This is a genomic window from Micromonospora arida, from assembly GCF_003857035.1.
GTDB classification, from domain to species: Bacteria; Actinomycetota; Actinomycetes; order Mycobacteriales; family Micromonosporaceae; genus Micromonospora; species Micromonospora arida.
Genome location: NZ_QGSY01000169.1, coordinates 18,526 through 38,678, shown reverse-complemented (window position 1 = coordinate 38,678; position 20,153 = coordinate 18,526). Strand labels below are relative to the sequence as shown.

General features: G+C 70.8%; 18 protein-coding genes and 1 tRNA gene. 10 read left to right on the top strand and 9 right to left on the bottom strand.

What is annotated here, in order from left to right:
- Window positions 1-58: 58 nt before the first annotated feature.
- The gene (locus DLJ58_RS14420; protein ID WP_124856646.1) at window positions 59-514 is read right to left on the bottom strand and encodes a GatB/YqeY domain-containing protein; all 456 of its coding nucleotides are present in this window, start codon (window positions 512-514) and stop codon (window positions 59-61) included.
- Between the two features lie 25 nt (window positions 515-539).
- Between DLJ58_RS14420 and DLJ58_RS14415 the strand changes: the two genes are divergently transcribed.
- The 5 genes from DLJ58_RS14415 to DLJ58_RS14395 all read left to right on the top strand — a co-directional run bounded on the left by DLJ58_RS14415 (window position 540) and on the right by DLJ58_RS14395 (window position 6,036).
- Window positions 540-1,433 carry a metallophosphoesterase gene (locus DLJ58_RS14415; RefSeq protein ID WP_124856644.1) on the top strand — a complete coding sequence of 298 codons (894 nt, stop codon included), beginning with the start codon at window positions 540-542 and terminating at the stop codon, window positions 1,431-1,433.
- An 84-nt stretch (window positions 1,434-1,517) separates the two neighbouring features.
- Window positions 1,518-1,594, top strand: a tRNA-Pro gene (locus DLJ58_RS14410).
- Between the two features lie 309 nt (window positions 1,595-1,903).
- Entirely contained in the window at window positions 1,904-2,458 is a 555-nt protein-coding gene (locus DLJ58_RS14405) for a SigE family RNA polymerase sigma factor (protein ID WP_124856642.1), read from the top strand.
- Window positions 2,455-3,891: a hypothetical protein gene (locus DLJ58_RS14400; protein WP_124856639.1), complete on the top strand. Its 1,437-nt coding sequence runs from the start codon at window positions 2,455-2,457 to the stop codon at window positions 3,889-3,891. The genes DLJ58_RS14405 and DLJ58_RS14400 overlap by 4 nt, the downstream gene beginning before the upstream one ends.
- Window positions 3,892-4,023: 132 nt before the next feature.
- The gene (locus DLJ58_RS14395; RefSeq protein WP_158629589.1) at window positions 4,024-6,036 is read left to right on the top strand and encodes an FG-GAP-like repeat-containing protein; all 2,013 of its coding nucleotides are present in this window, start codon (window positions 4,024-4,026) and stop codon (window positions 6,034-6,036) included.
- 149 nt (window positions 6,037-6,185) lie between these two features.
- On the opposite strand, the gene DLJ58_RS14390 is transcribed toward DLJ58_RS14395, so the two are convergent.
- Window positions 6,186-6,659: a hypothetical protein gene (locus DLJ58_RS14390; RefSeq protein ID WP_124856635.1), complete on the bottom strand. Its 474-nt coding sequence runs from the start codon at window positions 6,657-6,659 to the stop codon at window positions 6,186-6,188.
- A 148-nt stretch (window positions 6,660-6,807) separates the two neighbouring features.
- Between DLJ58_RS14390 and DLJ58_RS14385 the strand changes: the two genes are divergently transcribed.
- The gene (locus DLJ58_RS14385; protein WP_124856633.1) at window positions 6,808-8,085 is read left to right on the top strand and encodes an MFS transporter; all 1,278 of its coding nucleotides are present in this window, start codon (window positions 6,808-6,810) and stop codon (window positions 8,083-8,085) included.
- A 126-nt stretch (window positions 8,086-8,211) separates the two neighbouring features.
- On the opposite strand, the gene DLJ58_RS14380 is transcribed toward DLJ58_RS14385, so the two are convergent.
- Window positions 8,212-9,918, bottom strand: coding sequence for a bifunctional metallophosphatase/5'-nucleotidase (locus tag DLJ58_RS14380; protein ID WP_124856631.1), 1,707 nt, complete (start codon window positions 9,916-9,918; stop codon window positions 8,212-8,214).
- 283 nt (window positions 9,919-10,201) lie between these two features.
- Between DLJ58_RS14380 and DLJ58_RS14375 the strand changes: the two genes are divergently transcribed.
- Window positions 10,202-10,999, top strand: coding sequence for an alpha/beta fold hydrolase (locus DLJ58_RS14375; RefSeq protein ID WP_208741090.1), 798 nt, complete (start codon window positions 10,202-10,204; stop codon window positions 10,997-10,999).
- Between the two features lie 35 nt (window positions 11,000-11,034).
- Here the strand turns inward: DLJ58_RS14375 and DLJ58_RS14370 are convergent, their stop codons facing one another.
- The 3 genes from DLJ58_RS14370 to DLJ58_RS14360 all read right to left on the bottom strand — a co-directional run bounded on the left by DLJ58_RS14370 (window position 11,035) and on the right by DLJ58_RS14360 (window position 13,218).
- Window positions 11,035-11,685, bottom strand: a complete 651-nt coding sequence (locus DLJ58_RS14370; protein WP_244218937.1) for a histone deacetylase — start codon at window positions 11,683-11,685, stop codon at window positions 11,035-11,037.
- 9 nt (window positions 11,686-11,694) lie between these two features.
- Complete coding sequence (locus DLJ58_RS14365) at window positions 11,695-12,474, bottom strand: phosphodiesterase (RefSeq protein WP_124856627.1); 780 nt, start codon at window positions 12,472-12,474, stop codon at window positions 11,695-11,697.
- A gap of 276 nt (window positions 12,475-12,750) precedes the next feature.
- Entirely contained in the window at window positions 12,751-13,218 is a 468-nt protein-coding gene (locus DLJ58_RS14360) for a peptidoglycan-binding domain-containing protein (RefSeq protein WP_158629588.1), read from the bottom strand.
- Window positions 13,219-13,631: 413 nt separating this feature from the next.
- Here DLJ58_RS14360 and DLJ58_RS14355 point away from each other — a divergent pair, with 413 nt between their 5' ends.
- Complete coding sequence (locus tag DLJ58_RS14355) at window positions 13,632-15,041, top strand: sensor domain-containing diguanylate cyclase (RefSeq protein ID WP_124856623.1); 1,410 nt, start codon at window positions 13,632-13,634, stop codon at window positions 15,039-15,041.
- A 120-nt stretch (window positions 15,042-15,161) separates the two neighbouring features.
- Here the strand turns inward: DLJ58_RS14355 and DLJ58_RS14350 are convergent, their stop codons facing one another.
- Both DLJ58_RS14350 and DLJ58_RS14345 read right to left on the bottom strand, forming a co-directional pair.
- A complete protein-coding gene (locus DLJ58_RS14350) occupies window positions 15,162-16,223 on the bottom strand; it encodes an aspartate-semialdehyde dehydrogenase (protein ID WP_124856621.1) in 1,062 nt (353 codons plus the stop codon).
- Between the two features lie 5 nt (window positions 16,224-16,228).
- Window positions 16,229-17,494, bottom strand: coding sequence for an aspartate kinase (locus tag DLJ58_RS14345; protein ID WP_124856619.1), 1,266 nt, complete (start codon window positions 17,492-17,494; stop codon window positions 16,229-16,231).
- Between the two features lie 259 nt (window positions 17,495-17,753).
- Between DLJ58_RS14345 and DLJ58_RS14340 the strand changes: the two genes are divergently transcribed.
- Together DLJ58_RS14340 and DLJ58_RS14335 are read left to right on the top strand one after the other, a co-directional pair.
- Complete coding sequence (locus tag DLJ58_RS14340) at window positions 17,754-18,542, top strand: hypothetical protein (RefSeq protein ID WP_244218936.1); 789 nt, start codon at window positions 17,754-17,756, stop codon at window positions 18,540-18,542.
- Window positions 18,543-18,626: 84 nt separating this feature from the next.
- A complete protein-coding gene (locus tag DLJ58_RS14335) occupies window positions 18,627-19,157 on the top strand; it encodes a nitroreductase family protein (RefSeq protein ID WP_124856617.1) in 531 nt (176 codons plus the stop codon).
- 6 nt (window positions 19,158-19,163) lie between these two features.
- Here the strand turns inward: DLJ58_RS14335 and DLJ58_RS14330 are convergent, their stop codons facing one another.
- Window positions 19,164-20,150, bottom strand: a complete 987-nt coding sequence (locus DLJ58_RS14330; protein WP_124856615.1) for an ArsR/SmtB family transcription factor — start codon at window positions 20,148-20,150, stop codon at window positions 19,164-19,166.
- Window positions 20,151-20,153: the final 3 nt, after the last annotated feature.

Genomic DNA, 20,153 nt, shown 5'->3' with positions numbered 1-20,153 from the left:
GTCCGGACCCGCGAGCGGCTGCGACAACCCGTCGTGCCGCGCCCCTGACCCTGCCGGGTCAGAGACCGAGCTGTCGGCGTACCTCGGCGGCCACCCGGCCACCCTCGGCCTGGCCCGCCACCGCGGCCTGGGCCGCCTTCATCGCCGGGCCCATCTGGCCCTTGCCGGTGAAGCCGCCGGCGGCAAGCGCCCCCGACACCAGCTCGGTCAGCTCGGTGTCTGAGAGCTGCTTGGGCAGGTATCGGTCCAACACCTCACCCTCGGCGCTCTCCTTCGCGGCCTGCTCGGCGCGGCCGGCGTCGGCGAAGGCGGTGGCCGCCTCCCGACGCTTCTTGGCTTCCTTGGTCAGCACCGCGAGCACCTCGTCATCGGTGAGCTCGCGCTTGGCCTTGCCGGCGACCTCGGCGGTGCCGACGGCGGCCAGGGCCATCCGCAGCGTGGAGGTGGTCAGCTCGTCGCGCGCCTTGAGCGCGGAACGCATGTCGGCAGTGAGGCGGTCCTTCAGCGTGCTCATGGACGGTCAAACTACCCTGAACGCCATGCGAAAGCGCACACTATTCCGGCTCGCCGCCGGAACCGCCACGATCGGCGCGGCCACCCTCGCGTACGCGTCGCTCGTCGAGCGCAACATGTTCACCCTGCGGCGGTACGACGTGCCGGTGCTCCCGGCCGACGCGGAGCCGCTGCGCGTGCTGCACCTGTCGGACCTGCACATGATGCCCGACCAGGCGCGCAAGCAGCGCTGGGTGGCATCGCTGGCCGCCCTCGACCCCGACCTGGTCGTGGTGACCGGCGACAACATGGCGCACCCGGGGGCGGTGCCGGGCGTGCTGCGGGCCCTGCAACCACTGCTGGACTACCCGGGCGCATTCGTGTTCGGCTCCAACGACTACACCGGGCCGGTGTTGAAGAACCCGTTCACCTACTTCCTGCCCGACCGGGAGTACACCGAGGGCGTCGAGCTGCCCTACGAGGAGTTGCGTCAGGTCTTCACCGGCGCCGGCTGGGCGGACCTCAACAACGCCCGGACGATGCTGAAGGCCGGCGGCCGACAGCTCGACCTGGTCGGCGTCGACGATCCGCACATCGACCGGGACGACTACCCCACCGTGGCCGGCGCGGTGTCGTCCTCGGCGGACCTCTCCATCGCGCTGACGCACTCACCCGAGCCACGGGTGCTCGACCAGATGGCGGCGGACGGCTTCGGGCTGCTGCTGGCCGGGCACACCCACGGTGGTCAGGTCTGCGTGCCGGGCTTCGGGGCCCTGGTGACCAACTGCGGCCTGCCGCGCTCGATGGCACAGGGACTGCACCGCTGGCCGGGCTCGGACTCCTGGCTGCACGTCTCCGCCGGCCTCGGCACCCACCCGACCGCCCCGATCCGCTTCGCCTGCCCCCCGGAGGCCAGCATCCTCACCCTCATCCCCCGCTGACCGCTTCGCCGCCCGCTGGCCCGGACGGCGGGGGTACCGAGTTTGACCACCGAGGCGGGTGGGCTACTATTTGTCGGCACGCCTCGGGGTGTGGCGCAGCTTGGTAGCGCGCTTCGTTCGGGACGAAGAGGTCGTCGGTTCGAATCCGGCCACCCCGACCAGAGGTAAGAGGGCACATCCGTTCACGGATGTGCCCTCAAGCGTTTTGTTGACCATGCACCGCCCAGCACTGTGACGACGCTGCCCGGCTAGGGCCGTCGGCGCGCAGGGCTGCCCGCTCCTAGGGCGCGTTGACGAGTGCGTTCCGCACAAGGTCGGCGTAGCTTTCCGCCACCGTGTCGTCGGACGCCCGGGTGTTGGCGAGCCGGCCGTCAGCGCTCATCCGAGGCACGGCAAAACCGCCCGCTGCCGTCTTCAACCTTTTGACCCTCAGCGGAGTCGTGACAGGTAACCAATCGAGGCGGGGGCTTATGGCAGCTGACGACGAGCATTTCCGAGAGTTCGTCGACACGCGCTACATGGATCTCTTGCGCGTGGCGTACCACCTCACCGGGTCGGCACAGGATGCGGAGGATCTGGTGCAGGCGGCGCTGGTGAAGGTGATGCGTCGCTGGCGGCGGGTCGAAGATCCGATGGCCTACCTGCGGCGCGTCATGATCAATCAGCACATCAGTAGTTGGCGCCGCTACCGGGTGCACGAGTTGGTGACGGCGATTCTGCCGGAGAGGTCCACCCGGGACATGACAGATGCGGTGGCAGAGCGGCACGCCTTGTACGCGGCGATGCGGGCACTGACGCCCCGTACCCGAGCCGTGATCGTGTTGCGGTACGTGGTCGATCTGCCGGAGGCGGAGGTCGCAGCCACCCTGAGCTGCTCGGTCGGGTCAGTCAAGAGCCGTGCGTCGAGGGGCCTGGCTCGCCTGCGGCTGGCACTGGCAGCGGACGCGCCGCCGTCGACATCGACATCAGCGTCAGCTCATTCAGCACCGGACGGGACAACGAGGATGACGGGGGCAACGCCATGAGGGTCGACGAGGAGCTGGGCCGGGCCCTGGCCGAGCTGAGCAGCACGCTGACCCCGCAGCCGGATCCGTACGGTCGAGTCAGGGCGCGTTATCGACGGATGCGGCAGCGACGCCTCGGCGGGCTGGCCCTGGCCCTCGTGGTCTCCGTGGGTGGCACAGCCTTCGCCATAGCCGGCCCGGCCCGGACCACGCAGCCACCACCAGCGAACTCGAACGAGTCCATCGCACCCGTACTGGCCTGGGCGGACAAACTGCTGCAGTCACCGCCACGCGGTGCCGTCGCCCGGGACACCGGCTATGTCCGCCAGCTTTCCGACATTCTGTTGGACGCCCAGCGCCGGGGAGACTTTCCCAACCTGACGGTGCCGGTGAACGCGGTGAAGGTCCTCTTCATCGAAGACGTCAACGACCAACGGATCGCGCTCGCCGCTTTCGTCCGTGACCAGCCCGATCCGGTCACCGGCTGGCCCAGCGCCGCAGTGTGGCTCGTCGCCGAAAAAGGCGCCAGCGCCGAGAAGCTGGCCAGCACCGGCTCTGTTCGGGGCACGAGCGACGCTTTGGAACCCTACGAAAGCCTTGCCGTGGACGACCCGTCCGGTCCGGGAAGGGCGATACACGTGGCGATCGCACCCGCCGGCTGCGTCTTCCTCACCTCACCGGTGCTGAACGGCCACGCGTTCAAGTGGGCCTCGGAGCTGACCGGGTCCTATCTGATCCGCACGCCGCAGACCCAGCGACCCGAGTGGTGGCGGGTCAACTGCGCCGAGGTGACGCGCAAGATAACTCCCGGACCGGGCTCGCTGGCGGCCAAGCCGATCACCGACGCCCAGCTTGCGACCGCGATGTCCCGGGTCCGGGGGGATGTCAAGGCGCAGCGTGCCCGAGAGCTGGTGTATCAGTCGGCCCAGTCGGCGGGCTACCGCCTGACCGCCCTTCCGAGCGTGGTGTGGGGCGGGCACGTTGCTGGCGTCCCGACCGGCGGATCGCCGTCGGTGGCGGACGGCCAGGTGACCGTCCTGGCTGCTCCCGCAGTCGATGGCACCTGGGTCGGCGAGGTGACGATCGAGCCCGATCAGCCAAGGTCCGACAGCGTGGTCGGCACCGGCACCTCCTTCACCGTCACGACGGATCCAACCGATCCCGCAAGCGTGCTGGCCGTGCCGATCGACGGTGACGCGGTCGGTAGCGGGGACCAGCAGTTCCTGCTCGTGGTGACGCCGGCTGCCGCCACCACGGTGCGCGTCCTGCGGGACGGGCAGGAGGTGGCGAGGGCTCCGGCCAGCGGCTCCGGGGCGGCGTTGACAGTGCCCCGACCCACTGCGGGTCTCGTTGTGAAGGCGCTCGACGCCTCCGGCAGGACACTCGCCAGCGCGCAGGTGTCTGACGAGGGTGCGCGAGGGACACCGGAGACGGACGCCTGGAACCAGGAATAGGCGCCCGGAGGTGGCCCGTTCCGCGCGTGACGATCCCGCATGTGCCGGCGCTGTACCAACGGCTGCCCGTACAAGCCCTCGGGGGATCTGGAGATGCGTATGTTGTCGCAACTGCGATTACTGAATCGTGGCGTGCTGGCCTTACTGACGGCCCTGCTGGTGTTGGTGGCGTCCAGCACACCGGCGTTCGCGGCGGCCCTGCCGCCACCCGCTCCGGTCAGCGCGTCATTGGTGTCCGACGCCCGGGTCGAGGTGAGCTGGCCGGCGGTGGCGAGCGCCAGCAGCTACGAAGTACGGCGTGGGACCGTGTCGGGTGGCCCGTACACGGTGGTGGGAACCGTCACCGGGACGTCGTACGTCGACGAAACCGTCGCCGCCGAGACCACGTACTACTACGTGGTGCGGTCCCGATCCGGCAAGCGGACGTCGGGTGACTCGCCCGAGGTGTCGGTGCGGACCTCGCTGGCGAAGCCTGTGAACGTACGGGCGGCAGCGGCTGAGACGAGCATGACCCTGCGGTGGAAGGCCGTGGCCGGCACCGCGCGTTACGAGATCGTCCGCCTGAGTAACGATGTCCCGGTGGAGACGGTGGTCGGCACCACGACGTCGACCGAGTACGTGGACACCGGCCTCAGTGTCGCCACCCGCTACGTCTACTGGATCCGGGCGATCGCCACGGGCGGTGCCGCGGCCACGTCCGACGCCGTGCGGGTCTACACCGGACCTGCCACCACGACGACGGTCACGGTGTCACCGGGCTCGGTGGAGCAGGGACAGCGGATCCTGCTCATCGCGAACGTACGGTACGCCGACGGCCGGATTCCCGGTGGTGAGGTCGCGTTCATGTCCGCGGCCGGAGCGGTCGCGTTCGCCAATGTCAACGGCACCGACGGCACGGCGATCGCCATGGTCAACGGCACCGGCTGGACTCCGACCTCGGTCTATGCCCAGTTCCAGGGCTCCGACTGGCCGCCGGCCGGGGCGAGCGTGGCCGGCGATGCGGTGCCCGTGGTCACCCAGCCCTACGGCTCGGTGGCCTTCAACGGCCCGTCGTGGCTGAAGCTCGGTTCCTGGGAGGAGGCGGTCGCCGCCGGCGACCTGACCGGCGATGGCCTCTCCGACGTGGTGATCACGACGACCGAGTACTTCGACGACGCCAACGACCATTCCGCTTTCCTGTTCGTGCAGGAGGCAGACAACCAGCTCGTGATGAAGCAGCAGGTGGCGATGTCGACCTCCACCGGCGGCAGTATGTATCCGGTGATTGGCGACCTGGACGGTGACGGCGCGGACGAGCTGGTCGTCGCCACCGGCGACGGCGTCGACGTGTTCCGCCGTACCGGATCGGGGCTCTCGACGGCGGAGCACCTGTCGTTCGCCGACGACCTCATCGACCTGAGGCTCCGCGACCTCGATGCTGACGGCCGGACGGACATCGTCGCCGTGAGCGACAACGGCGTCCTCGTGCGGTACGGCGACGAGAACGGCAGCTTCACGCCCGCGGCTCTCGTCTCTCCGCACCGCGGCTTCGTTCTGGACGTGGTCGACATGACCGGGGACGGCCGGGCGGACCTGGTGGTGCAGCTCGGGCAGCTGATCCAGATCAGCACCCAGGTGAAGCCCCGGTCGTTCGCCGCCCCCGCGGGCTATCAGGCGCCCGCCGGGCACCTGCAGACCGTGGCTTCCATGGCGGTCGGCGACGTGACGGGCGACGGCAGGAAGGACGTCGTCGTCACCGTGTCCGGCAATGCGCCGAACGCCCAGGTGCAGGTGCTCACGCACGACAGCGCAGGTGTGCTCGGACGGTGGATCCGCTACCCGGTCTACGAGATGCCGGACGCCATCGCGATCGCGGACGTCAACAACGATGGTCGGGACGACGTCGCCATCACCCACGGCGGTTGGAGCGCGGCGAGTGTGCTGTTGCAGCGGCCGGACGGTTGGCTGGGCAACGAGTTCCGGGTCTCCCAGTTGCCGTCCGCCAGCTCCTTCACCCCGCGTGGCCTCGCGCTGGCCGACATCAACAACGACGGTCTGAAGGACCTGCTGATGGCCAACTACAACTACGGTCTGGTGGTCGTACCGCAGCGCCCCGCAGCCACGTCGGCGGCGGCGTCACCGAAGGTCCAGGTGGGTCGGGCCTGAGCGACGTTGACGACGGGCCCGCTTCCAGGGCCCCAGCGGGCGGCGGATGGAACCAGGAGTGAGCACGAGGGAACGGCCCGGTCGGAGCGACCGGGCCGTTCCTCGTACGCAGCGGGTTCAGGGCCTTCTCAACGGCGTTCGCGTGCCTGTCAGTCCTGTCGTTCGGTGCGTTCGATCTCCGCGAACGCGGCGGCCAGGTAGTCGCCCAGCGGCACGCTGGTCGTCGCCAACAGGTCGGCCACCAGCAGCGGGGCGTGCCGGGCCAGCGCCGACGCGTCCGGCGGTGACTCGTCGCCGTCGGGGTCGTACACCCCGAGCGCGCCGGCCAGCAGGACGAGCACCACGTGCGGGTCGACATCGGAACGCCACCGCGTCGACTGCTGCACGCAGCGGGTCAACACCTGGCGGATGTCGTCGCCGGTCAACCCGTCCGGATGGCTCTCCTCCAGCAGCAACCGGACCACCGCGCCGAGCACCAGGCCGGAGCGCTCGTCTGCGGCGAGACCGTCGACCGCCTCGTCGTACGCCTGACCGTCGCGTGCCTGGGCAGCGGCGACGGCCGTCGTGGCGGTCACCGCGATGGCGCGGGCGGTAGCGGGCAGGTGTCGCCAGGTGCCGGTCATCGGGTCAGCATCGCAGACCCGGCGGACAGCGCCGGACCGTCGTCAGCCGAGTGGATCATCGTGGGATCGGTCACGCGACCGCCGCAGCCAGCGGGGCTACGCCAAAAGCGTTCGCGCGGTGTCGCACCCGACGAACAGAATGCCGGACATGCTGCGTCGTGCCCTACCCCGCCGTTTCGAAGCTCGCCGACTCCTGATCGGCACCCTGTTGTCGGCGATCGGGCGCGGTCTGACCCTGCCGTTCCTGTTCATCTACTTCACCGACGTTCGCGGACTCACCGACACCCGAGCGGGTCTGGTGATCGGCTGGTACGGCGCGGTCACCCTGGCGCTGTCACCGCTGGGCGGGACACTCATCGACCGATTCGGCGCCCGCCGGGTGGTGGTGCCCTGCCTGCTGATCGAGGCGATCGGCACCGGCTCGTTGGCGCTGGTGAACTCGACCGGCTCGGCAGTGCTGGTGATGACGGTGATCGCCGTCGGCGGCTCGGCGATCTGGTCCGGGCAGAACACGATTCTCGCCTCGTTGACCGGCGACGACGAACGGCAACGGGTCTACGGGTTGAATTTCGCCCTGCTCAACCTCGGTATCGGCGTTGGTGGCATGACGTCCGGCGCGATCGTCGACACCGCCCGGCCGGGCACGTTCCAGATCATCTACGTCCTCGACGCGGTCACTTACCTGATTCCGGCGCTGATCCTGCTGACCCTGCCGGGCATCGGTCACCGACTCGTCCGCCCCAGGACGGGCGGCGAACCGTCGGCCGGTGGCTACCTGACCGTGCTCCGCGACCGCCCGTTCCGCCGACTGGTGATCTTCGGTCTCATCCTCACCACCTGCGGGTACGCCCAGATCGAGGTGGGCTTCGCCGCGTACGCGGTGCGGGTCGTCGAGGTGACGCCCCAGGTGGTCGCCTGGGCGCTGGCGGCCAACACGGCAATGATCGTGCTGGCCCAACTCCTGGTGCTCGGCCGGATCGAGGGGCGTAGCCGTACCGGTGCACTCGCCGTGGTCGGGGCGGTGTTCGCCGCCGCCTGGTTGGTCCTCGGTGCCGGCGGCCTGGTCAGCGCCGAGAACGCCGTCTTTGCCGCGCTGTGCGTGGTGGCCTGCTCGGCGATCTTCGGCTTCGGCGAGACGATGCTGTCGCCGGTGATGCCCGCGCTGACGAACGCGCTGGCCACCGACGAGTTGCGCGGCCGGTACAACGCGATGAGTTCAATGATCTTCGGGATCAGTGGAGTGATCGGACCGGTGACCGCCGGTCCGCTCCTCGGCGCCGCCAACGGCAGCGTCTGGGTGGCGACAGTCGTCGGTGGCTGCCTGGTCGCCTCGTTGGTGGCGATCTCCCTACGCCGACTGCTCAGCGCCGAACAGGACGGGCGCACGACGACCACCCCGGCGTCTCCCACCCCGGTCCCGGCCTGAACCCGGCCCCACGCACGCACGCCGCTCGGCCCGACGTCGTGACACAGCGCCGGAATTGTTCGTCGTGGCAAAGGGTCGGGCCCCGGAGCTGGTGCTCCGGGGCCCGATGATCGCAGGGGTCGGCCGTCAGGCGGCGGGGACCTCGGCGGTGGTGCGGATCCGGTCCAGCGTCGGTGCGGAGACCGGCGACTGGGCGGTCAGGTAGTCCACGAAGGCGTCCAGGTCGATCTGGCCGGTGACCAGGTTCGTGCCGCCGGTGAGGGCGCTGAAGCCGTCGCCTCCGCCGGCCAGGAAGTTGTTCACCGTCACCCGGTACGTGGCGGCGGTGTCGACGGTGGTGCCGCCGAGGGTGAGGCTGCCCCGGACCACCCGGGTGCCGGCGCACGGGTCGGCGACCGTACCGGTGGTGCCGTTCGGGTCGACCACGTAGCCCACGGTGGCCGACGGGTACAGGGTCCGACCGGTGACGAACTGCTGTTCCAGTACGCAGTAGAGCTGCGCACCGGTCAGGTCGAGCGTCACCAGGTTGTTGGCGAACGGCTGTACCGTGAACGCCTCCTCGTAGGTGACCGGGCCGGCATTGAGGTCGGCCCGGACCCCACCCGGGTTCATGAAGGCGGCGACCGCATTCTGCTCGTCATCGGTGGCGGCGAGTTGCGCGTCGGCGATCAGGTTGCCCAGTGGCGACTCGCCCAGGGTCGTACCAAAGAGGGTTTCCTGGGTCTTGGTGATCGCGGTGGTGGTCTCGCCGACCTGGCGGTCGGCGACCGGGCCGAGCACGGTCTTGTACCGCTCGATCAGTGCGGTCTGCTTCGGGTCCTTGGCGACGTCCCGGGTGACGACGACGTTGTTCGCGGCAGCGGAGATCACGTCACCGGACCGGCGATCGATCTTCAGGTCGATGTCGGTGACAAGGCGGCCGAACGAGCTGGCGCTGGTGACCAGCTTGCCGTTGATGTCGCAGTTGTACGCCTGGTGGGTGTGCCCGCTGACCACCACGTCGATCGACGGGTCCATCCGGTTGGTGATGTCCACGATGGGGCCGGTCATGCCGACGCAGTCGTTGATCCCGCCGGTCGCGGCCTGGGTGCCACCCTCGTGCAGCAGCACGACGATCGTCTCCACGCCCTTGCGGCGCAGCTCGCGGGCGTACCGGTTGGCGGTGTCCGCCTCGTCGGCGAAGGTGAGGCCGGCGACGCCCTGCTGGCTGACGATCTGCGGGGTGCCCTCCAGGGTCATGCCGATGAAGCCGACCTTGACGCCCTGCACCTTGTGGATCGCGTACGGCGCCATCAGCGGCTGGCCGGTGGCGGTCTTGAAGGCGTTCGCGGACAGGTACTTGAAGCCGGCGCCCCGGTACGGGGTGCCGTCGGCGCAGCCGTCCACCGGGTGGCAGCCACCGTTCTGGATGCGCAGCAGCTCGGCGGCGCCCTCGTCGAACTCGTGGTTGCCGACGCTGGCGTAGTCCAGCCCGGCCATGCTCAGCGCCTCGATGGTCGGCTCGTCGTGGAACGCGGCCGAGAGCAGCGGGGACGCACCGATCAGGTCACCGGCGGCGACGGTGATGGTGTTCTTCTTCTTGGCTGCGGCGCGCAGCTCGGCAAGGTGGGTGGCCAGGAACTCGACGCCACCCGCGGTCTGCCCGGCGATGGTGCCGCTGGAGCCGCTCGGCGGTTCGAGGTTGCCGTGGAAGTCGTTGAGGGCGAGCAGGGTGACGTCGACCGGCTTCGGCCGCGCGTCGGCTTGCTCAGGGCTGGTGGCGACCGCGCCGAAAGCGGCCACCGCGAGCGCGGTCAGGCCGACAGCGGCCCGACGCATCCCGGGTATGAACATGGATCTCCTCGTGAGAATCGGCGCGTACGGTGCGGTGCCTGGCCTCTGGGTCGACCGGGCCGCCGACGGACGCCGTCGAAAGGGTCGCGGATGACGGTGGTTGAGCATGGCCCCCGCCCCGACAGCCTCTCATCCGGACGTCCACCGGTCGAGCCGGGCAGTGCATCGGAGCAGCGCGTACGTCGAGGCCGCTATCGATCATCGTTTAACGCGGTCTGCCGGACAACGTCGGACCCAGGGTCTAGAAAGGACGGGACAGCCTACGAGGAATGGGGACGGCATCGTGAGCGGAACGACACCCGTGGCGGAGCAGGTGCGATCGGCCGACGGCACACCCATCGCGTTCGAGCGGTCCGGTGCCGGGCCGGCGGTCGTCCTCGTCGGCGGCGCTTTCAGCGATCGCAACGCGACCCGTGACCTGGGCGCGGCACTGGCGCCGGACTTCACCGCCTTCAGCTATGACCGACGCGGTCGGGGCTACAGCGGCGACACCGCACCGTACGAGGTCGACCGCGAGATCGACGACCTGGCGGCCCTGATCGCGGCGGCAGGTGGTTCCGCCGCCGTCTACGGCATCTCCTCCGGGGCCGTTCTGGCTGCCCTCGCCACCGCTCAGGGCCTGCCGGTGACCAAGTTGGTCATGTTCGAGCCACCGTTCCAGGTCGGCCCGCACGCGGGCGTCCGCAAGGACATCACCCCGCAGCTCATCGAGCTGATCGCCGCCGACGACCGGGACGGGGCGGTGGAAACCTTCCTCAGCGCCTCGGTGGGGCTGCCGGCCGAGCAGATCACCGGGATGCGGTCGCAACCGGTGTGGGGTGGGCTGACGGCGGTCGCGCACACCCTGGTGTACGACTCGATCGTCACCGCCGGAGGGCGACTCCCCGCCGACCGGCTGGCGACCATCACCGCGCCGACCCTCGCGGTGGACAGCACCGGCAGTCCACAGTGGTTGCGGGACGCGAGTCGGGCGGCGGCCGAGGCCGTGCCGGGCGGCCGGTCCGTGAGCCTCGACGGCGGTTACCACGACGTGCCGCCGACGACGCTGGCCCCTGCGCTGCGCGAGTTCCTGCTCGGTTGACCGCACCAGCGGCCACCGAGGCGCGAGCCGGCGGCTCAGCCGTCAGCCAGCGCCTCGTCGACCAGGGCAGCTACGGCGTCCGGTGGCCAGGCGCCCGCCATGCCGGGCCGGGCCGCCAGGTAGGTGGCGATCCGCTCGACGGGCCAGCCGTGCGACTCGCGCAGCCCTCGGGCGATCATGCCGAGGTAGATCGGCGCGGGAGGTCGGCACGGCACGGCTGACGCCCCCTCGGGGGCGGTGAAGGTGAGCATCGGAACACCGTCGCGACTGCCCGGGCAGATGAGCGTCTCGTACCGCCCCGGGCCGAGCGTGGCCCGTCCGTTGGCGACGGCGGCGTCGATGGCCGCGCCGGTCGCCGGGATCAGCTCGGTCGTGTCGCCCGGCGGCCGGTACATCTCCTGGTCCGCGATGTCGGTGAACTGCTCCAGGGTGACCAGGTAGGCGCGGGCCGCGGCCTCGCCCGGCAGGTGCGGGTCGTAGAAGGCCATGCCGCCGGTCCAGGCACCGGACTCGCCGGCGAAGTAGATGCCGCCGGGCAGCGACACGGGCGTCGATCGGCTGGGTGGACGCCGGTCGCGGCAGCCCGGGTACGTCCGCTTTCCGCCGGGTGGGCAGCCGCCACCGATGTACCAGCCCAGCCGGGCGGCGTGCATGTTCGAGCCGTAGGAGACGTACCAGGCCAGCACGAGGACCCCTCAGAAGCCGCAGGTCTGCCCGGCGGAGTGGCTCACCTGCACGGTGTGGGTCACGCATCCGGCGGCCTCGACCGAGTGCAGCAGGAAGGCGGTGGGCTCGTCGACCCAGCCGATCTGTTCGTCGGCGCTCATGGTGAGCGTGCTCTGCTTCCAGGTGCTGGGCGCCACGGTGAGGACCGTGCCCGCGTACGCCGTGGTGACCGGGCGGTGCAGGTGGCCGGCGCCGACCCGTACCACGTGCCGGTGCCGACCGATCACCTCGGCGAGCGCGTCACCGTCGGCGAGCCGGATGGAGTCCGCGACGGGGATGCCGACCGCGACCGGCGGGTGGTGCAGAAAGATCACGGCGGGCACCTCGGGCCGCCCGGCCAGCACCCCGTCGAGCCAGCCGAGCTGTTCCTCGCCGAGTTGGCCGCCGTCGCTGCCGGGGACGAGCGAGTCGAGCACCACGACGGACGCCGCCTCGTGGTCGACGTGGTAGTAGGCCGAGAAGCCGCCGCCGAGCCAGGGTGTGCCGCCGAACGCGTCGAGCAGGGACTCCCGGTCGTCATGGTTGCCGGTGGTCAGGTGCACCGGCAGCGGGAAACTGCCGATCACCTCGCGCAGCGCCGCGTACTCGTCGGGCTGGCCGTGGTCGGCCAGGTCGCCGCTGATCACCACGCAGTCCGGTCGGGGTCGCAACGCCAGCACCCGGCCGAGCGCTCGGTGCAACCCGGCGGCCGGTTCGGCGGCGAGTAGGCCGGTGGTCAGGTGCGGGTCACTGAGCTGGGCGATGAGCATGGGCTCGCCTCCTCGGCGCCGGGAGGCTCCACGCTATCGGCAGGCGCGGGGTCCCGGGGGGACACGCCGATGCGGGGTGAGTTGGCCGCTGAGGGGGACTGGGCGCTGGGGCCGGCCCGCTGGGGCCTAGTCCCACTCGATCGACTCCGGCCGCGCCGGCTGCCTTGCAGCGGTTCAGTGAAAAATTCGCTGATGGCACGCACCAATGCCGTCCCGGCACAAGCTGACAATTGCTTGCCTGCTTGCGCCGGGACGGCAATTAGTTGAATTTAGCGACTAAGCCAGTCGAACGGGGAGCACGATGCTGTTGCAGTTGTAGGTCGTCGTGCCGGTCCACCAAATCAGGGCGTTCCGCGTCTGGGTCCCGTATTCGCCATCGGCGGTAATTCCCTCGGACCTCTGCGCATTCCTCAGGGCAGTCTTGGTTGCCGGACCGAAATCGCTGTCGATCGCGATGTTCTGGTTGTAGCAGTACTTCAAGGTCTGCTGCAACTTCTTCACGGCCGCGCTGTTGGCGCCCTGCGCCATACCGCAAGCCGTGCTGGCAGCGGTGCTGCCAGCCGAGGGAATGTCCTCGCCCGAGACGCCGACGTCTCCGCCGACAACCGAAACTGTCCGATAGCAGGTCGCCTGAATTGTGAAGTCTCCCGCAAGTGCGGGCGAGGCACCAATCAGCTGAACCCCGCCGAGTGCGAGCGCACTGAACAGTGCGGCTCCAACACGTGCTTTCCCCGTTGCGCGCATTTTGATCCTAACTAGAGGGATAATCCAGTGTGGACACATTCACCGTAACGAAGACTCCAATGGTGCGCAAGCACTTCGCCCCGAGGGGTGCACTCCGAATAGCGAGGGCCATGCACATAGTAGTTGATCCATCGGCTGACGTGTGCCCCCGCTGTTGCCGCTCACCACCGCCCAGGACGGTCGGGCGATGGCCGCGACCGCCCCAAAGCCGGCCGCCGTCCACGCCTGACCTGCGGCCTGTGCGCCGAGGTGGCGCCGCCCCCACACCCCGGCCTCAATGCCCACAGGCTGTGTCCACAGCCTGTGGATAGCACGTGTGTACGAAGCCCGGCCGGTCCCAGCCACCGTGAGTACGCTTGATCGAGCGGTTCGGCGTCGGCCGAGCCCTCTCCCCTACCTGGAACGACGTGCGAGTGGATCATCAGCGAGTCATCCGTGACGTCACCGTCCGCCTGCCGATGGCGTCGAGCACGCCGGAGGCGTGCCGGTGGACGGTCACCGCGCTGTCCCGCCACACCCCGGCGACCATCTCCGTGCTGCTCGCGGTCCACGACCGCCTGCGCTGCGTCGCCGCGACCGGGGCCTGGCAGGTCTTCGCCACCGTGCCGGCGCGGACCGGCATCGTCGGCCGGGTGTACGCGACCGGCGCCCCCGCCGTCGTCCCGGACGTCACCGTCGACCCGGACTACCTACCGGTCCGCCCGGATGTGACCGCCGAGCTGTGCGTACCGGTGCTGGACCCGACGGGACGGGCGATCGGCGTTCTCGACCTGCAATGGAGTGAGCCGACCGACCTGGAGCCGTGGCGGGAGACCGCGCAGCGGCTGGCCGACGGGCTGGGCGGGCGGATCGCCGCCCTCGGTGGCCCCCCTGCGGAGAGTCGCAGCGAGAAGCTGCTTCGGCACGCTGCGGCGCTCTCCTCCGCGCCGACCGAGGGGGAGGTGATGGGGGCGGCGGCCCGCGCCGCCCGGGAGGTCTCCACGCTCTCCACCGCACTGCTGCTGATCGGCGGTCAGCTCGGCCCGTCCCCGGCGACGCCGAGCGACCTGGAGACCCGGATTCGCGCCGAGCTGGCCGCGGCGGGCCCGGCCGCCCTGGACCGGATGGTCGAGCGGGCCCACCGTTACGGCGCCGGGTACACGCTGGGCGAGACCGGGCATCCCCCGACGGAGGACTACCGCCCGCTGACCCGGGCAGGGGTACGCACGCTGGTCGCCGTGCCGGTCGGGCCCACGGACGCCGGTGGGGTGCTCCTGGTCGCCGACGAACGCGCGCTGCGCCCGGACCCGACCACTGTCAGCCTCATGGAGTTGCTCGCCGGTCAGGCCTGGACGAGCGTGGACCGGCTGCGCACGCTGGCCCGGCTGCGGGAGCAGGCCAGCTCCGACCCGCTGACCGGGTTGCGGCACACCGGCCCGTTCGGGCAGCGGATCGCTGCGGCCACCCCCGGGCGTACGGCTCTGCTGGCGATCGACGTGGACGGCTTCAAGACCGTGAACGACACGTACGGCCACCAGGCCGGCGACCGGGTGCTGGTCGGGTTGGCGCGGGCCCTGGAGGGGGCGCTGCGGCACGGCGACGAGTTGTACCGGATCGGCGGCGACGAGTTCGTCGCGGTGATCGAGGTGAGCCGCCCGGAGGAGGCGGTCCGCATCGCCGAACGGCTCACCGAGGCGGCCCGACGCATCGGCCGCACGATCAGCGTGGGCGTCGCACTGCCCCGCCCCGGCGAAACCCCCGACCGCACCCTGAAACGAGCCGACCAGGCCCTCTACGCGGTAAAACGCCAAGGCCGAGACGGCGTCCTGCTCTCCGCCGCGTAACCGCCCCCACGCCCCCGCCGATCTTGCACTTTCGGTTGCCGTTCTGCCGCCCTCGCCCCTTATGCCCGCACAGAAACTGCAAGATCGCCGCAGCAGGGGGTGTGGGGGACCCGCCGTGGGTCAGGGGGTGCGGAGTTCTTTGGCCAGGAGTTCGGCGATCTGGGCGGTGTTGAGGGCCGCGCCCTTGCGGAGGTTGTCGCCGGTGACGAAGAAGTCGAGGGCGCGGGGGTCGTCCAGGGCGCGACGGATCCGGCCGACCCAGGACGGGTCGGTGCCGACGGCGTCGATCGGCATCGGGAACTCCCCGGCGGCGGGGTCGTCGACCAGGATCACCCCGGGTGCGTTGCGCAGCGCCTCGCGAGCGCCCTCGGCGTCGACCTCGGTGGCGAAGACCGCGTGCACGGCGACCGAGTGGGCGGTGACCACCGGCACCCGGACGCAGGTGGCGGAGACCTTGAGGTCGGGGAGGCCGAGGATCTTCCGCGACTCGTTGCGGATCTTCATCTCCTCCGACGACCAGCCGCTGTCCGCCAGGGAGCCGGCCCAGGGGACCACGTTGAGCGCCATGGGTGCCGGGAACGGCCCCAGGTCGTCGCCGACCGCCTGGCGTACGTCGCCGGTGCGCGAGCCGAGCGCCCGATCGCCGGCGACCTTGGTGAGCTGGTCGTGCAGGATGTCGACGCCGGACTGACCGGCTCCGGAGACCGCCTGGTAGGAGGCGAGCACCAGCTCTCGTAGGCCGTACTCGCGGTGCAGCGGCGCGACGGCGACGATCATCGCGAGGGTGGTGCAGTTGGCGTTGGCGATGATGCCCCGGGGCCGGTTGCGGACCTGCTCGGGGTTGATCTCCGGAACGACCAGCGGGACGTCGCGGTCCATCCGGAACGCGCCGGAGTTGTCGACAGCGATCGCGCCCCGGGCGACGGCGATCGGCGCCCACTCGGCGGAGACCTCGTCGGGCACGTCGAACATGGCCACCTGGACACCGTCGAACGCCTCAGGCGTCAGCGCCTGGACGACGAGTTCCTCGCCCCGGCAGCGCACCCGGCGACCGACGGAGCGCTCGGAGGCGAGCAGCCGGATCTCACCCCAGACGTTGCGTCGCCCGGTGAGCAGCTCGCACATCACGGTGCCGACGGCACCTGTCGCTCCGACCACGGCGAGGGTGGGCAGCGCCGTCATCGGCGCTACCTACCCGTCCCCGCGTAGACCACGGCTTCGGTTTCGCCGCCCAGCTCGAACGCGTCGTGGATGGCGCGGACGGCGGCGTCGAGGTCGGTGTCCCGGCAGACCACGGAGACCCGGATCTCGGAGGTGGAGATCATCTCGATGTTGACCCCGGCCGCGCCGAGCGCGGCGAAGAAGCCGGCCGCCACCCCGGGGTGCGAGCGCATGCCCGCGCCGATCAGCGAGACCTTGCCGACGTGGTCGTCGTAGAGCAGGCCCTTGAACTTGACCGGCTCCTGGATCTTGCTGAGCGCCGCCATCGCGGTGGGGCCGTCGGCCTTGGGCAGGGTGAACGAGATGTCCGTCCGGCCGGTGCCCTCGGTGGAGACGTTCTGCACGATCATGTCGATGTTGATCTCGGCGCCGGCGACGGTGTCGAAGATCCGCGCGGCGGCACCCGGCTCGTCGGGCACCCCGACGATCGTGATCTTGGCCTCGCTGCGGTCGTGCGCGACCCCGGTGATCAGTGCCTGCTCCACGGAAAGGTCCTCCATCGATCCGGTGACCATCGTGCCGGTGTTGGTCGAGTATGACGAACGGACGTGGATCGGCAACCCCGCCCGGCGGGCGTACTCCACGCTACGCAGGTGCAGCACCTTCGCGCCGCACGCGGCCAACTCCAACATCTCCTCGTAGGTGATGTGCTTGATGTGTCGAGCGTTGGGCACGATCCGCGGGTCGGCGGTGAAGATGCCGTCCACGTCGGTGTAGATCTCGCAGACATCGGCGTGCAGGGCGGCGGCGAGCGCCACGGCGGTGGTGTCCGAACCACCACGGCCCAGCGTGGTGACGTCCTTGGTGTCCTGCGAGACGCCCTGGAAGCCGGCCACGATGACCACCGAACCCTCGTCGAGCGCGCCCTTGAGCCGCCCGGGGGTGACGTCGATGATCCGGGCGCGGCCGTGCACCGAGGTGGTGATCACGCCGGCCTGCGAACCGGTGAACGAGCGGGCTTCGTACCCCAGGTTGTGGATGGCCATGGCCAGCAGGGCCATGGAGATCCGCTCCCCGGCGGTGAGCAGCATGTCCAGCTCGCGGCCCGGCGGCAGCGGGCTGACCTGGTTGGCCAGGTCGAGCAGCTCGTCGGTGGTGTCGCCCATTGCGGAGACCACCACCACCACGTCGTCGCCGGCCTTGCGGGCGGCGACGATGCGCTCGGCCACCCGCTTGATCCGCTCGGCGTTGGCGACGGAGGACCCGCCGTACTTCTGCACCACGAGTGCCACGACGGTGCACTCCCTCCCAGCGACCCTGAGCGTGCCGACGCCGCCGGAACCGGGGCCGGCGGCGCGTGTCAGACCCCATGAGGGTATCCGGCGGATAACGAAGCCGGGTCAGGTGATCCCACCATCCGGCCCGGCCGGGACCGGCCGAGCCGGTCCCACCAGGTCGAACGGGTACGCCGGGACGCCCCGCCCGACACGCCGGAACGAGCCCGATACGGGCCGGCACCCACCTACCGCCCGCACCCACCAGAATGGGCCGGTGCCCGTCCTCATCCGCTCGGCCGGCCGCGTGCTCGGGCCGCTCGTCCTCGCCCTGCCAGCCCTCCTGGTCGCCTGCACCACTGAGCAGCCTCCGACTCCACCGCCCGTCGATCCGGGGCCGGTCGAGGTGGATGCCGCGCGGGATGAGCTGGCCGCGTTGGCCGCGGCAGCTCAGGACCGTCACCTGGTGGCCCAGTACGTCTACAGCCAGTCGGGTAAACCGGATCGCACCATCGTGTTCACCAGCGCGAACGACGGCAGCTGGCGGGTGGACGTGCCGGGGGGCGCCCTGGGTGGCACCGCCGATGTCTCGATGGCCAGCACGGCCGACGGGCTGTTCCAGTGCGCCCTGCCGTCGGCCGGTCATAGCGGGTCGGCGAGTTGCGTACGCCTGGGTGATCGCGACGACGCGATCCCACGCCGGTTGGACCCCCGGGTCCAGCACCTGCTCACCGACTGGCTGAACGTGCTCACCGACCGACGCGCGCCGTTGGCGGTCGCCCCGGCCAACGCGCCCGAGGGTCTCACCGGCACCTGCTACTCGGTGGATTCCACTTCGGCGTCGCTCAACGCTCCGCTGGATGTGGGCATCTACTGCTACGACCAGGACGGCACGCCGACCGGCGTCCGGACCGGGGACGGGACGCTGCGGCTGGCCGCTGCACCCGGCCCGGCACCGGCCACCGTGCAGCTGGCCGGCCCGGTGGTGATCGACCGGGAGCCGCTCGACACCGCGGCGCCGCCGACCCCGGACCCGTCGGAGAGCCCGGGCGCGGGAACGCCCTGATCTTCGTCCCGTTACGGGTGCTCTTGCCCACATTTAGCCACCCCATCCTGAGGGGCGAATCACCCATACAGGACGATCCGGTGTATGGCCGACCTCACCCCGCTGCTCGCCTATCGCTGGAGTCCACGAGCTTTCGACCCGAGCGCCGAGCTGACTCCGGAGGAGTCCGCCTCGCTGCTCGAGGCCGCGCGCTGGGCCCCGTCGGCGGAGAACGGGCAGCCCTGGCGGTTCGCCCTCGGCCACCGCGACGACGAGACCTGGAAACGGATCCTGATCAGCCTCCCGGTCGACGACCAGATCTGGATCCGGCACGCCGCGACCCTGGTGGTCGGCGCCCACACCGGCCTCGACACCGAGCGGGCCGCGTACGACCTGGGGCAGGCGGTCGCCCACCTGACCGTGCAGGCCACCGCGCTCGGGCTGCACGTGCACCAGCTCACCCGGTTCGACCGGGCCGGCCTCTCCACCGAACTCGACCTGCCCGGCGGCGTCCGCCCGTTGGTGGTCGCCGCCGTCGGCCGACTCGGGGACCCGTTCGCCCTCCCGGCCGAGCTGCAAGCCCGGGAGACCGGCCTGCGTCGCCGCCGTCCGGTCGCCGAGCTGCTGCTGCGCTGAGCGGGCTCACCCGCCGCGGCTGGCCCGGAGGAGGACCGCCGCGGCGTCGGTGTTGCGGTAGAGGACGTGCCGACCCTCGCGGGACCGGGACACCAGGCCGGCGCCGTGCAGCGCGGCCAGGTGCTGGGAGACGTTTCCGGCGGACGTCCCGGTGAGTCGGGCCAGGTCGGTGGTGGTCAGCGCCGTCTCGAGCAGGTGCAGCAGCGCGGCCCGGCCCGGCCCGATCACCCGTGCCAGTGGATCGCCGGGCGGTGGCGCGATCGCCTCCCAGAGCGTCCCGACGGCACGGACCGGGTACGCGCCGGCCGGCAGCGAATCCTCCAGCAGGTTCCACAGCACGTGCTGCTCGGTGAACACCGTCGGGTTCAGCGCCAACCCACGACCGCGGAGGTCGAAGTCCCGCTCGAACGTGTCGTCGCTGATCACCCGGTCGCCGTGCCAGCGCAGGCTCGGGTGGAGTTGCTCGAAGAACCGACCGGCGCCGCTCTCGGCGAGCTGCGCCGCCCGGTACGCCACGTCGGCGTCGAGCAGCGCCCGCATCCGCGGCCAGTCCGGGGCGATCGCCTCGTCGTACCAGACCCGCACCGCGTCGACGACCTGCGGCAGCAGCCCGCCGGGGTCGGCGAGCAGCGCCCGCCCGAACGGGCTCAGCGGTTTTCGCCAGGTGGTCGACAGCAGGTCCTGGACCACCACGGCCGGCGGCGTCGCGGCGATCTGGTCGAGCTGCTCGGCCATCTCCACGTTCGGTCGGGCCGCCGGGGTGAGGAAGTCGGGCAGCCAGCGACCCGGCACGACCAACCCCACCAGCGGTCGGACCCGGTCGGCCACCTCGGGACGACGCAACGTCACCCGGGCCCGGTCGATCCAGGGCAGGTGCACCGCGTAGCGGACCGGGTTGGCCAGCGCCCACATGCTCATGACCGTCTCGTTGACCGGTGACACGGCGAGCCGTACTCCCGCCACGTCGGCCAGGCTGAACCGCAACTCGGACACACG

Excerpts from the sequence above, each read along its gene's own strand:
- DLJ58_RS14420 (WP_124856646.1), bottom strand. The coding sequence starts at position 514 with ATGAGCACGCTGAAGGACCGCCTCACTGCCGACATGCGTTCCGCGCTC.
- DLJ58_RS14415 (WP_124856644.1), top strand. The coding sequence starts at position 540 with ATGCGAAAGCGCACACTATTCCGGCTCGCCGCCGGAACCGCCACGATC.
- DLJ58_RS14405 (WP_124856642.1), top strand. The coding sequence starts at position 1,904 with ATGGCAGCTGACGACGAGCATTTCCGAGAGTTCGTCGACACGCGCTAC.
- DLJ58_RS14400 (WP_124856639.1), top strand. The coding sequence starts at position 2,455 with ATGAGGGTCGACGAGGAGCTGGGCCGGGCCCTGGCCGAGCTGAGCAGC.
- DLJ58_RS14390 (WP_124856635.1), bottom strand. The coding sequence starts at position 6,659 with ATGACCGGCACCTGGCGACACCTGCCCGCTACCGCCCGCGCCATCGCG.
- DLJ58_RS14385 (WP_124856633.1), top strand. The coding sequence starts at position 6,808 with ATGCTGCGTCGTGCCCTACCCCGCCGTTTCGAAGCTCGCCGACTCCTG.
- DLJ58_RS14380 (WP_124856631.1), bottom strand. The coding sequence starts at position 9,918 with ATGTTCATACCCGGGATGCGTCGGGCCGCTGTCGGCCTGACCGCGCTC.
- DLJ58_RS14365 (WP_124856627.1), bottom strand. The coding sequence starts at position 12,474 with ATGCTCATCGCCCAGCTCAGTGACCCGCACCTGACCACCGGCCTACTC.
- DLJ58_RS14360 (WP_158629588.1), bottom strand. The coding sequence starts at position 13,218 with ATGCGCGCAACGGGGAAAGCACGTGTTGGAGCCGCACTGTTCAGTGCG.
- DLJ58_RS14350 (WP_124856621.1), bottom strand. The coding sequence starts at position 16,223 with ATGACGGCGCTGCCCACCCTCGCCGTGGTCGGAGCGACAGGTGCCGTC.
- DLJ58_RS14335 (WP_124856617.1), top strand. The coding sequence starts at position 18,627 with ATGGCCGACCTCACCCCGCTGCTCGCCTATCGCTGGAGTCCACGAGCT.